Consider the following 12,576-nt stretch of genomic DNA (forward strand, 5'->3'; position numbering starts at 1 on the left):
TTTAAATAGGGGACTTGCATATGATGCTTCAAAAGCTGAACCGTGTATTGGGGAGAGTGATGCCGCTGTTGACGCCGACTAGTGTGATGCTGGGCGTGCTGCTGTCTCAATTTTTAAATGGGTATGAATGGGCTGTGCCTTGGATCTTTGCTTTTATTACGTTTGCAGGCAGTTTAAGCGCGAACTTTCAATCTTTGAGACATGCATTGTCTCACCCTCTCCCTATGATTCTTGCACTATTCGTTCTTCATATTTTCATGCCGCTTTTTGCTTGGGGCAGCGGCCATCTTATATTTAAAGGTGATCCTTTGACGATTACCGGTTTAACATTGGCTGTTGTGATTCCTACGGGGATTACAAGCTTGATTTGGGCAGCGATGTACAAAGGGAATGTCGGTTTGACACTTTCGATTATTTTAATTGATACTGTGCTGTCACCGCTAATCGTACCGCTGAGTCTTTCATTGCTGGCCGGCGCTCAGGTTCATATGGATGTGTGGGGAATGATGAAAGGTCTGATTGTAATGGTCGTGATTCCTTCTTTTCTGGGCATGCTGTTTAATCAGATGTCATCTCCAGAAAGAACTGCGTCTGTGAGCAGTGCGCTGTCGCCTTTTTCAAAGCTTTGCTTGATGGCAGTGATTGCGATTAACAGTTCAGCGATTGCTCCTTATTTCAAATCCATTGATTTGAGATTTGCAGGAATAGCTGTAACGGTATTCTTTATCGCGTTAACAGGCTATGCCGCTGCTTGGCTGATCGGAAAAATGATGAAAAGGCGCCAAGAGGAAATAGTCTCTCTTATATTTACGGGAGGCATGAGGAATATTAGTGCCGGCGCAGTTCTTGCCGTTACGTTCTTCCCGTCTCAGGTTGCCGTTCCTGTTGTGATCGGCATGCTGTTTCAGCAGATATTGGCTGCTTTGTTTGGCTATATGCTGAATCGTTTTGAATTAAAACCAATGTTGCAGAAAGCATAAAAAAACCGCTCATAGGGTTGAGCGGTTTTTTCCGTATAGCCATTCGAGCGCATTGATGAACTGTTTGCAGAAATACTTGCGGTGGTGCACCGCTCCTTTTTCAATTGAAAGATACAACTGGTCTTCAGTGAAGCCTTTTTCTTTTAGACTTTGATGAACTTGCTTTGTTTTTTTCAGCATATGTCGCTGAATGGATTGTTTTTCACAGCCTTCTTCACTCCCGACAGACATGAAAACACGTGCAGTGCCGGGCTTTAAAGAAGATATATGAATGGTTTCCGCTGCGTTCTCGTACCAGTATGAACCTGATATAGAGCCTATTTTCCCGAACATTGACGGATATTTTAATAAGGCGAACATTGAGATGAGGCCGCCTAATGAGGCACCGATCATTCCTCTTGACTGCGGTTCCCTGGTGACGTTCCAGTTTTCTTCGATTAGCGGAATGAACTGGTTCGTTATATCAGACAGATAGTGATATCCCATTCCGCCGAAGTCCGTGAACCGATCACTGAGTGATGCAGCCGGCCAAGGTGTGTATTCATTTAGCCTGTTTTCGGGTTCGATACCGATCAGCACGAGTTCAGGGAGCCTTTGCTGTTGAAACATGCTTTCTAAAAATTCAATTTCGTCGTGAAACAAAGAACTGCCATCTTGCACATAAACAGCAGGAAATTCCCCGCTGTCTGTGCTGTAGGAAGGAGGGAGGTACAGCGTGAACCTCCTGTTGCCGGCTTTGTGTTCTGAAAGAGATCCTTTCAAGCATTCTCCCCCTTTTTTTGCTTGAAAAGCAGATATAAGAAATAAGGAACTCCGAGGATCGCCAAAATGATGCCTGCGGGCACTTCTGCGGGCTGAAAAAACAGTTTTCCGGCAAAGTCTGCGCTTATCACAAGAAGCATCCCGATTAAACCGCTCAGTGGCAGGATATAGCGATGTTCGACGCCAGCCAGTCTCCGTGAGATATGGGGAGCAATTAAGCCGACAAACGCCATGCTTCCCGCTACGGAGACACAGGCGCTGATGATTGCTACACAGGCTACGAGCAGGATGGTTTTTTCTTTATTTGATGAAATGCCGAGGCTTCTGACTGTGTCTTCATCAAAACGAATGGTGTCGAGCAGGCGGGATTTGCCGATAAGAATCGGTATAAACAGCAGCATCCATGGGAGAACGGCTGTAATATACGTCCAGTTGGCAGACCAGATGCTTCCGTTTTTCCACACCATGGCCATTTGATAGTCTTGCGGGTCCATTTTTAAAGATAAAAACAAAGACAGGGCGCTGAATCCTGAATTAATCGCAATCCCTACCAGAATAATTCTTCCTGAATCTAAATTGCCTCTGTGCCATGCAAATATGTAAATCAGGATCGCCGCGGTGAGCCCGCCTATCAATCCAAAGAGCGGCATTCCCATCGCTGCAGCTATGGATGTCACTTCCTTCTGGCCTTGGAATAAGAGCATAAACGCTACAATGCCGGCTCCTGCCCCTGCGTTGATTCCGAGAATTCCAGGATCAGCAAGCCCGTTTCTCGTGATGGCTTGGATAACAGCGCCTGCAATGCCAAGACCGAGTCCAATAATAGCAGCCATGACAACCCGCGGCAGTCTTAAATCGAACAGCAAAATTTCATACTGCGGATTCGGGTCGATTTGAAAAAGAGTGGAGAGCAGCTCAGCAGGACGAACAGAAAATGATCCGCTCGTTAAGCTGAAATAGCTGACAACAAGAATCAAAGCGATGAACAATGCATATTTTTTAGCCATTTTGCTCCCCTCCTTTTCGTTTAATTAAATAAAGGAAGAAAGGTACGCCGATAATGGATGTTACGACCTCAATCGGTGTTTCAAACGGATAGTTGATAAATCTGCTTGCGAGATCACACAGGGTTAAAAAGATTCCGCCCAAAATACAGGAGCACGGAATCAGCCTGCTGTAATCAGAGCCGACGAGAAATCTCGTGATATGCGGAACAACCAACCCGACAAACGCAATTTTTCCGGCCAGCGCTACGGCACTGCCGGTTAAAATGATGACGGAAAGCATTGCCATGATTTTAATGGTTTTTTTCTTTTGCCCCAGGCTTTTAGAAATGTCGTCCCCTAATGATACAGCGGTCACCTTTTTGCTGAGAGAAATGGCCATTATGATGCCAATCAGGAAAAACGGAGCGGCAAGCTTCAGGAAATCTGGACTCATTTGATGAAGTCTGGCACTGTACCAGAAACTGAGATCTTGAGAAATTTGAAAATAAATCGACATGGCCGCTGATAAGCTGCTGAGCAGCATGCTTGTGACTGTGCCGATGATGGCGAGCTGCACGGGGGTAAATCCGTTTGGCATCATGGCGGCAAGGCCGAATACTAACACAGCTCCTAACGCTGAGCCGATAAAAGAGTATATCATCATTTCAATCGAAGATGATTGCGGGAGCAGAACCATGCAAAGCGTAATGATAAACGCTGAACCATCTGAAACACCCATAATGGATGGCGAAGCTAAATAATTGCGCGTAATGCCCTGCATAAGCGCTCCAGAAACAGCAAGGGCTGCCCCTATGAGCAGAGCGCCGGCAGCCCTTGGAATCCGGGAATGCCATATAATTTGATGGTCTGTGTTTCCCGGATCGAAATGAATAAGAGATGTAAAAACAATATCTGCGCTAAGATGCTTTGCCCCATAAAGGATTGAAAGCAAAAGTGACAGCGCTATAGCGAATGGAGAAGTAATCAATATGATACGTGTCCACTGTTTTGAATACATACAAAAACCTACTCTGAATTAGTTTTGTGTCAATTTTTCAGCAGCCGCTTTCAGGAAACGGACTTTACTCCAAGCTGTGCCGCCTTGTGCGAGAGGGTCCACTGAGTTGACATACACATGGTCTTCTTTGACTGCTTTAAGGCTTTTCCAGATTGGATTTTTCTCTAAATCTTTTAAGGCATCAGGTTTGTCTGCATTTTCATCATCAGAAAATTGGACGAAAATATGGTCCGGGTTCATTTCACTTAATTTTTCTAATGAAATCAGCTCTTGCGCTTTTGCAGCTTTTACTTCGTTCGGCGCCTTAAGGCCTAAATCACCGTATAGTGTGGAGTTGAAATACACCTGTTCAGGGTAAATGTAAATGTTGCCTTGTCTGATTCTGATGACAAGCGCTTTTGAATCTTTCGCTTTATCGTTGATTTTTGTTTTTGTTTCTTTTAGATCCTGTTCATAGTCTGCAATAATTTTCTTTGCTTTTTTCTCTTTTCCAGTCAGCTGGGCAAGCAGCATCATGTTTTCCTTCCAGTTTGAAGAGATATGAGAAACTGGGATCGTCGTGCCTGCTGTGCTGATTTTTTGAAGCGTTTTTTCCGGAAACTTTGTTGAAGCAAGGATAACATCTGGCTTCATTTCAAGAATCTTTTCAATATTTGGCTCCATTTTTTCTCCGGTTGGTTTGGCTTTATCAGTGATGTCTTTGAACATATCAGGGAATTTGCCGGAGAATGAAATTGCGCCTTGCGGATGAACGTCAAGCAATTTCGCGTCTTCCATTGATTCAACGCTTCCCGTAATGGCGATTTTGTCTGTCGGTACAGTTACTTCATATGTTTTATCAAGGTATTCAATTTTCTTCTTCTCAGATGCTGTGCCGCTTGCCTTGCTGGCAGTTGATTCATTTTTGCTGCCGCAAGCTGCCGCCGTCAGAGCGAGAAGCAAGATTAATAAGGTAAGAGATATCTTTTTCATCTATAGAGCCTCCTGTTCAATTGATAACTATTATCAATTGGAATTATAGAGAATGAACAGATATAACACCATGGACAAATTCCTGATTTATCATGGACAATCTCCGGATAATAAAGAAACAGTTTGCTGAACGATGCGTTCGTGCCCGCAAGCTGAGTATTCATTCCACGGGTCAAGGGATAGAAGATAAACACGGTTATTCCGTACCGCGCTTAGGTTTTGCCATGCTTCTGTCTGCTGTAATTGCTGGTAGTAAGCTATGGTCTCCGGCTCTTTAAAAAGAAAAAGCATTATACAGTCAGCTTGGTAATTTGCGATATTTTCTAACGAAATCGCTTGTTCTGAAGGTGTGTCAGCCGTTGTTGCCGAGCTGAATCCTAAATCCCCAAAGAAAACTTCGCGGACACTTCGGTTATGTGCCAGATAGAAGTTTTGCTTATGCAGCCTCAAAAAGAGAAAACGCAGCCCTTGAACGTGCTGAAGTGTTTTTTTGGCGGCTGTTGTCTGCTGGTCATAATCCGCTAGCCACTTTTCTGCTTCGGACTCCTCCTTTAAAAATGAGGCAGTTTGCAGAAAGTGGGTTCTCCAGCTTTCTTCTGAAGGAAGGTACATGACTTCTGCGATGCGATTCAGGCGATCTTGTTCTTCTGGAGAAATAGAATCCATGCTGACAATCACATCTGGTTCTGCCTGTGATAACGTGTACAGGTTTTCTTCCCACTTTTCATTAAACCGGTATGCACTGAGCTGGACGGGTATATCTGTCGAATAATGCTGATAGTAGTAAGACGTCCATTTCGGATGCAGAGCGGCCGCAAAAGGTATGTGGTGAAGAGGGATGAGATGGCCCATTGTGCCCCTTCCGTATGCGGCGATTTTCTTTCGGCGTTTTTTCATATAGCTTGTAGGTGAACAGCCTGTATATTTTTTAAAGATTCTGCTGAAATAAAATTCATCTTGATAACCGGTTTGGTGTGCGATTTCTTTCAATTTGCAGTTTGATTTTGCCATGAGCCGTTTTGCCTTTGTGATTCGTGTTTTCGTAATAAATTCTGTTACGCTCTGTCCTGTCCATTTTTTAAAGCTTTCACTGTAGTGTTTGGCACTGATTCCTGCCATTTGCGACAGCTGGGCAAGCGTGATTTTTGTATCGGCATGGGTTTCGATATAGTGTTTTGTTTTTTCGATTGCTGAATGTGTATCCGTTTGATCAGATAAACTGGCAGTAAAGAGGTCATAAATCAGGCTTTGTACTTCAATCCCACATTTTAGCTGAGAAAGCTGAGACGATTCATTCCATAGTGCGGCAAGCTCTTGAAGCCGGACTGCAAGATTTTCGATATGTGAAACATTCATAAGCTTCAGGTTGGCTAATTCCGATTCTGTGCACGGTGTGAAAATATCTTGTCCGGTTTCCTTGATATAGCTTTGAAGCCTGATCAGACAGGCATCTATATGTCCATCGGCTGCTGGCGTAAAGCCAAAGGTATCGTTAGGCGGACAAACATAAAGTGTCTTTTTTTGCAGAGGATTGGTGTTTGTTCCGATCGAAATATAGCCGTTTCCTTTTAAATGAAAAATCAGCACGAATGAATCGGCTAATTGCTGTTCTGAGAAGAGATCACTTGTCTTTTTTAGATATTCAATTTGTACCGGTTGATAAATCACTGCATTTTGCACGAGTAGACCACCTTTTCAGAAGCTTTCAATTGATAATCATTTTCAATAAAAATTGTACCAAATAAATGAAAGTTTTCCTATATAAAGCGAGTGGATTTTTAGCATGAAAAAACCCTTACTCGTGTGTAAAAGTAAGGGTCTTTCGTTCGATAAGAATATGTTACACGTGTAACATACGATGCTTACGTTCTAATAAATGAGATATTTTTTTCTTGTTTTGCTGAATTGTTGGAGTGTTTTTTCATAGCTGTTTATGATGTTCTCAATCGAAGTTCCATTTTCAATTTTTGTCCTGATCCAGCCGTTGCCTGCCAGTTTATCGAATGATCCTGTTGACAGGAACTCAAAATCCTCAGGATAGAGATCGTGTATGGTTTTAATGACTGAAAGACCCGTTTTAACAGCTTCAAACTTATCTCTGTCTGTCACATAGAGCTGCACACCGTGGCAAAGCGTTCCTTGATGTTTAGAAAACGTCGGTGTGAAGGATGCTGCCCTAAATGTAACGCCCGGCAAATGGAGGCTGTTTAATGTTTCTTCAAGTTCTGTGCTTTTGATAAAGGGAGCTCCGATCAATTCGAATGGCTTTGTTGTCCCTCGCCCTTCGGATATATTTGTTCCTTCAATCAGCCCGGTTGCAGGATAAACAAATGTGCTTTCCACCGTCGGCATGTTAGGCGAAGGGAGGACGAAAGGCAATCGGGTATCGTCAAAATCCATTTTTCGCTTCCAGTGTTTCATTTTTACCACTGTAAGATCGGCATCAATACTAAATTCTTTGTTGAACAGTAAAGCCAATTCGCCTATCGTCATCCCATGCTTCAATGGAATGGGATACAATCCGACAAATGAGGCGTATTCAGGTTCTAAGATTGGTCCTTCAATATGATTCCCGCCTTGAGGATTCGGACGGTCCAGCACCATAAATGGAATGCCGTTTTCTTTAGCGGCTTCCATTGCGTATGCCATTGTATAAATGTACGTGTAGAAACGGGTCCCGACATCCTGAATGTCAAACATTAGAATATCGACATTTTTCAGCATTTCTGGAGTCGGTTTTTTCGTTTTTCCGTAGAGGCTGTATACGGGAACCCCGGTTTTTTCGTCAATGTAAGAGCCTACTTCGTCTCCAGCCTGGGCGTCACCGCGGACGCCGTGTTCAGGGCCGAATAAAGCTGTCAGTTTGATATCTGAGTTCTCGTAAAGAATATCGACACTGCTTTTCAGAGATGCGTTTACTCCGGTTGGATTGGTGATCAGTCCGATACGTTTTCCCTTGAGCTGTTTTTTATAGTCTGGCAAGAGCGTGTCTATACCAGTCTGGACTTTAGGTTTTTTAGCCGTTTGATTCTTTGAATCGGGTGAAGCAGAGGCAGCTGCTATCGTTCCGAACATCATGAGCCCTGTCAGAAAAGCGAATATTGTTTTTCTCATGTGTCCCTCCTTAATTAAAGCGGTTTTCCCGTTTTGATATTTAATCCGTAGCCATATGGATAAAGGGTGTCCCCCGGGTTCGTGACTGATGGGATGTCAACTGGAAGTGTGCCTTTAGGTTTTGCCTGGCCGAATATCGCCATCACTCCGGCCGGAATATTAGGTTGAAGATAACGGCCATTTGCGTATCCTTTAAAGCCATAGACTGCAATCAGTGCCTTTGCTTCTTCGAAATTGGCTGCGTCATAGGGGTTGCGCAGGCTCATTAAGACAAATGGTTTGTTGTGCTGCAGTGCGGCTTTCATGACAGCTCTCGGAAACACGGTGGCCCATTTGCTTGAATCTGATATTGTGTCGTCGATGACACCGTCGTTGACGACAGGGTCATTTTTGACGACATAGGAGCCGGTTATGATATAATCAGCCTTTTTTACTTGTTTTGCATGCTCGGCATTAAATATTTGGTTGGCAAAATTCATTTTGTCGACAGATACGGGTTTGATTTTCTTTCGCTTGATGAGATCGTGAATGGTTTGTTCGATTGAAGCAGTTTGTTCTTCGTAAGGTGCCACAATTAAGATGTGGCTGCCTTTTTTAGGCTTGAACGGCAAAGTGTGCTGTTCATTTTTTAATACAGTTACTGCTTTTTCAGCTATTTTTTTCTCTGCTTTCAGGTGCTGCTTGCTTCCTACGATTTTTTGGGCTTTGGCTATTTTTTCTTTTGTACTGTCGCTTTTTCGCGCTGGATACATGCCGCGTTTTATTTTCAGGGAAATGATTCTTTCAACTGATTTGTTGATTTGTTGTTCAGGAATATCCCCGTTTTTCACGGCTTCTTTCAAAGCTTGAATAACACGTGCGAATTTCTGTTCTTCTTTCATTGAAGTGACTGAGGCTGGCATTAATGCAATATCGACACCAGCTTTTACGGCCATGACCACAGCCTCTTCCTGTCCGAAATGGTCTGCGATTGCCTTCATATTGAGTGCATCGGTAACGATCACACCATTAAAGCCCATTTCCTGACGAAGAAGACCTGTCATCACTTTTTTTGAAAGTGTAGCTGGAACCAGAATGTCCGATCCATCGAGTTTGCTTTTGTATATGGTGTCGTCGAAGGCAGGGAATTGAACATGGGCTGTCATCACCATATCAGCACCAGCATCAATTGCTTTTTGGAAAGGATAAAGCTCGACCTCACGAAGCCGTTCTTGGTCATGGGAAACGAGCGGCAGTCCATAATGGCTGTCAACGTCCGTGTCTCCATGTCCCGGGAAATGTTTGAGGGCAGACGCGATATCCTGCCGCTGCAACCCTTTCATCGTGTATAAACCGAGGCGTGATGTCAGTTCTCGATTGGAGCTGAATGACCGTACGCCGATTACAGGATTATTAGGATTATTGTTAATGTCCACGACAGGGCTGAAATCTGTATTGATGCCTAAGGCAGAGAGCTCTTTCCCGATGATGCTGCCGGTCTGATACGCATTGATTCTGCTTCTGGCTGCGCCCAGCGCCATATTCCCTGGGAAATTAGTGCCCTCCCCTAACCTCGTTACAATGCCGCCTTCCTGATCAATACTCAGCATGAGCGGGATTTTTGGACTTGCCTTTTGGTAATCGTCTGTCAGCTGGACAGTTTGTTTTGTTGTTTTTACATTTTCTGCAAAAAGGATGATGCCTCCGAATTGATATTTCTTGACGAGGCTGGCGACTTCATCATTCATTTCTGTAAGGGCTTGCGGAGAGGACTCGCCTTCCTTTTGCCAATTTCTAAAATCAGGCATCAGCATCTGGCCGAGTTTTTCATCTAACGACATACGATTGACAATCTGATTGGCATCAATTGAACGTTTGGATGCAGAGGCTTCTGTCTGTCTGGCCCCGTAAAAGCATGAAAGAAAGAGAACGGCTGAAAGGATAAGCGGAAAGACAGGTCTCATAGAAACTTCCTCCTATCGTCTAATCATTCACTCCATCGCTTCATAAATCGCGGTTATGACACTTCCATAACTGCCTGTTGGAAATTGGTCACCCTCAAAGACGTTGGGATTTTCTTCTGGATCAACAACTGGTGTATGCTTTTTATTTGTTAACAATGTGATGCCTAAATTGTATGCTGGATCAATAATTGTAACTGTCCCCGTCCAGCCGGTATGCCCGTAAGCATTTTCGCTGGCATGAGGGCCAAACATCCATTCCATGCTTTTACTTCCGTTTCTTCTCCAGCCAAGAGCGAATGTTGGATCTGTTGCTGAAGGTGCTGTAAACAGGTCGGCTGTTTTCTGATCAAATAAAGAAATGTTTCGGTATGAACCTTTGTTTAACATAACTTGCAGCAGTATGGCCATATCATCTGCATTTGAGAACAATCCGGCATGCCCAGACACGCCATCCATTGAGTAAAACGCTTTTTCGTCATGCACCTCTCCTTGCAGCGTGTTTGTGCGGATGTTAGGGAATTGAATAACGCCGTCACGTGTATTGCCCATGCGTTCAGTAGCTGCGAACTGTTTCGGTTTAAAGCCCTTTTGCAGCGGATTGTATAAGGTATGCTTCAGCCTCAGCGGTTTGTAGAGCTCTTGCTCCGTGTAGACATCAAGCGGTTTACCGGTGAGTTTTTCGACAATACATCCGAGTAGCATATATCCAATGTCACTGTATACGTGCTTTGTCCCAGTTCGATAATCGAGCGGAATTTTCGTCAAATATTCAATCGTTTTGTCCCGTTCCTGGGAATAGTACTTGTCGGCTTTTTCCGGCGTGTAAAAGTAAAAGCTTGATGGGAGTCCTGATTGGTGCTGGAGGACATCGATGACACGTATCTTGTCTTTTCCTTTTATGAGGTCACCCGGCTGATCCTTGAAACCCGGCAAATATGCAGAAACTTTTTCATAGACGTCAAGTTTTCCTTGGCTGACTAAGTGCTGCAATGCAAAATTTGTTGCGTACATTTTTGTATTTGAGGCTAAGTCAAACATCGTGCGGGTTTTCATTTTGGCCGGACGGCGCAGCAGTTCTGATCCTTCGTACTTTTTACTGTAGCCGTATGCTGCTTTTTTTATGATGCGCCCATCCTTCACCACCACAAGAACGGCGCCTGGAAATCCTGCTGCAATATCCCGTTCTATCATCTGATCTACCTTCCTTAGCTTCTTCGTCGAGAATTGTGCAGTTTCTGCATTTATGGTTTTCGGCTCAATCAAGTTGTCTGCTGTTTGTGCGAAGGTTTCATTTGGCGCAAATATCGATAGGGTTAAAATGGCACTGAATATGAACAGTGTCTTTGTTTTCACAGGCTAGCCCCTTTCTGTGCTTCTATCCCGTTTACTATCCCTAATACAGAAACAATTTAATCGAACTGAGAAGCCATTTCATCTTTATATCCGAATGCATAGGTCAATAAAAAGCCGGCCGCGTAGGAAATAAAGAGCCCAACGATATACAGGATGATTTGCGAAGGCAGGACTAGAAAAGAAAGCGGCAGTCCGGAGACACCAATCGCAATGGTGGCTACTTGAAAATAAGCTTGAAAGGCGCCGCCGATTCCAGCTCCTAAACATGCTGTTAAAAACGGACGGCCAAGCGGCAGCGTGACTCCGAAAATAAGCGGTTCACCAATGCCGAGCAGTCCCGATGGAAGCCCGCCGGCGATTGCTTTTCTCAGTGTTGTTTTTTTCGTCTTCACGAAAACGGCAAAGGCCGCGCCTACCTGTCCTGCACCTCCCATAGCCAAAATAGGGAGCAGAGGATCATTGCCAATTGAATTGATCAGTTCCATGTGCACAGGCGTCAAGCCTTGATGCAGTCCGGTTACGACGAGAGGAAGGAAGGTTGCGCCCAGAATAAAGCCTGCAGCGATGCCGCCGATGTCCAGGATGGACAGAAGGCCGGATGTAATAGCATCAGAAATGAATCCGCCTAAAGGCATAAATACGACATACGTTACGATTCCGGTGATTAACAGTGAAACGGTGGGTGTGACAATGATATCGAGTGATTGAGGAATAAAACGGCGAATAAATTGTTCGGTGTAAGCAATGAAAATGGCTGCGAAAAGGACGCCGATCAGACCTCCCCTGCCCGGGAGAAGCTCTTCTCCAAATAAACTGATTTTTGCGATCTCCGGATTGATAATCAAGATCCCGGCCAAAGCCCCAAGTGCGGGTGTCCCGCCAAATTCTTTCGAAGCGTTAATACCGACGAGAATGCCGAGATAAGTGAACAGCCCTGATCCGATGACTGTCAGGATAACCGCAATTTGTGAGTCTGCAGAGAGCCAGCCTGCTTGAATAATTGCTTTGGTAATCCCAGTAATTAAACCGGAAGCGACTAGAGCGGGAATAAGAGGGATAAAAATGCTGGCAATTTTACGCAAGAAAAGTTTAAAAGGAGTGGCGTTTTTTCGATTGATATCGGCTTTCTTTTTGGCCGCTGCTTCTTTGACATCGGCACCTTCTTCTGCTGACACGAGCTTTGAGAAAGCAGCTATAACATGATTGACGACTCCTGTGCCGAGGATAATTTGTAAGGTTTCAGCTTCAACGACCCCCAATACGCCGTCAAGCTTTCTTAAACCCTGAGCATCTGCTTTGCTTTCATCGTAAGGCGTAATGCGCAGGCGTGTCATGCAATGCGTATATGAAGAAATATTGGATTTTCCTCCGCATAGCTCAAGGATTTTCTGTGCGAGATGATGGTAGTTATTTTCTTTGCTCATTAAAACCCCTCCCCTTCAAGATGC

At 44.3% G+C, this 12,576-nt stretch carries 10 protein-coding genes; 1 reads left to right on the forward strand and 9 read right to left on the reverse strand.

The annotated features are described in order from the left end of the window. The first annotated feature begins 59 nt into the window (after positions 1–59). Complete coding sequence (locus NYE56_RS00510; RefSeq protein ID WP_341284369.1) at positions 60–980, forward strand: bile acid:sodium symporter family protein; 921 nt, start codon at positions 60–62, stop codon at positions 978–980. Positions 981–989: 9 nt separating this feature from the next. Here NYE56_RS00510 and NYE56_RS00515 read toward each other — a convergent pair whose 3' ends face one another. The 9 genes from NYE56_RS00515 to NYE56_RS00555 all read right to left on the reverse strand — a co-directional run bounded on the left by NYE56_RS00515 (position 990) and on the right by NYE56_RS00555 (position 12,552). Beyond that, entirely contained in the window at positions 990–1,742 is a 753-nt protein-coding gene (locus NYE56_RS00515) for an alpha/beta hydrolase (protein ID WP_335389040.1), read from the reverse strand. Further along, complete coding sequence (feuC, locus tag NYE56_RS00520; protein ID WP_341283305.1) at positions 1,739–2,749, reverse strand: iron ABC transporter permease FeuC; 1,011 nt, start codon at positions 2,747–2,749, stop codon at positions 1,739–1,741. The genes NYE56_RS00515 and feuC overlap by 4 nt, the downstream gene beginning before the upstream one ends. Continuing rightward, entirely contained in the window at positions 2,742–3,746 is a 1,005-nt protein-coding gene (locus NYE56_RS00525) for a FecCD family ABC transporter permease (RefSeq protein ID WP_134156055.1), read from the reverse strand. Before NYE56_RS00525 ends, feuC begins: the two co-directional genes overlap by 8 nt. Positions 3,747–3,764: 18 nt before the next feature. After that, entirely contained in the window at positions 3,765–4,718 is a 954-nt protein-coding gene (feuA, locus tag NYE56_RS00530) for an iron ABC transporter substrate-binding protein FeuA (protein WP_014478641.1), read from the reverse strand. A 90-nt stretch (positions 4,719–4,808) separates the two neighbouring features. Then, on the reverse strand, positions 4,809–6,398 hold the full coding sequence (gene btr, locus NYE56_RS00535) for a bacillibactin transport transcriptional regulator Btr (RefSeq protein WP_341283306.1): 1,590 nt from the start codon (positions 6,396–6,398) through the stop codon (positions 4,809–4,811). 189 nt (positions 6,399–6,587) lie between these two features. Beyond that, the gene (locus NYE56_RS00540) at positions 6,588–7,832 is read right to left on the reverse strand and encodes an exo-beta-N-acetylmuramidase NamZ family protein (RefSeq protein ID WP_341283307.1); all 1,245 of its coding nucleotides are present in this window, start codon (positions 7,830–7,832) and stop codon (positions 6,588–6,590) included. A 14-nt stretch (positions 7,833–7,846) separates the two neighbouring features. Continuing rightward, positions 7,847–9,775 carry a beta-N-acetylhexosaminidase gene (gene nagZ / locus NYE56_RS00545; RefSeq protein WP_341283308.1) on the reverse strand — a complete coding sequence of 643 codons (1,929 nt, stop codon included), beginning with the start codon at positions 9,773–9,775 and terminating at the stop codon, positions 7,847–7,849. A 27-nt stretch (positions 9,776–9,802) separates the two neighbouring features. Next, complete coding sequence (gene amiE / locus NYE56_RS00550; RefSeq protein WP_341283309.1) at positions 9,803–11,128, reverse strand: N-acetylmuramoyl-L-alanine amidase; 1,326 nt, start codon at positions 11,126–11,128, stop codon at positions 9,803–9,805. Between the two features lie 56 nt (positions 11,129–11,184). Continuing rightward, positions 11,185–12,552 (reverse strand): PTS transporter subunit EIIC, encoded by a 1,368-nt coding sequence (locus tag NYE56_RS00555; protein WP_341283310.1) that lies wholly within the window; start codon positions 12,550–12,552, stop codon positions 11,185–11,187. Between the last annotated feature and the right edge of the window lie 24 nt (positions 12,553–12,576).

It is taken from the genome of Bacillus sp. FSL R5-0603, assembly GCF_038050295.1.
GTDB classification, from domain to species: Bacteria; Bacillota; Bacilli; order Bacillales; family Bacillaceae; genus Bacillus; species Bacillus subtilis.

What these genes read in the sequence shown, in the direction of transcription:
- NYE56_RS00510 (WP_341284369.1), top strand. Translation starts at nt 60, where the DNA reads ATGCCGCTGTTGACGCCGACTAGTGTGATGCTGGGCGTGCTGCTGTCT.
- NYE56_RS00525 (WP_134156055.1), bottom strand. Translation starts at nt 3,746, where the DNA reads ATGTATTCAAAACAGTGGACACGTATCATATTGATTACTTCTCCATTC.
- feuA (WP_014478641.1), bottom strand. Translation starts at nt 4,718, where the DNA reads ATGAAAAAGATATCTCTTACCTTATTAATCTTGCTTCTCGCTCTGACG.
- nagZ (WP_341283308.1), bottom strand. Translation starts at nt 9,775, where the DNA reads ATGAGACCTGTCTTTCCGCTTATCCTTTCAGCCGTTCTCTTTCTTTCA.
- NYE56_RS00540 (WP_341283307.1), bottom strand. Translation starts at nt 7,832, where the DNA reads ATGAGAAAAACAATATTCGCTTTTCTGACAGGGCTCATGATGTTCGGA.
- NYE56_RS00555 (WP_341283310.1), bottom strand. Translation starts at nt 12,552, where the DNA reads ATGAGCAAAGAAAATAACTACCATCATCTCGCACAGAAAATCCTTGAG.
- feuC (WP_341283305.1), bottom strand. Translation starts at nt 2,749, where the DNA reads ATGGCTAAAAAATATGCATTGTTCATCGCTTTGATTCTTGTTGTCAGC.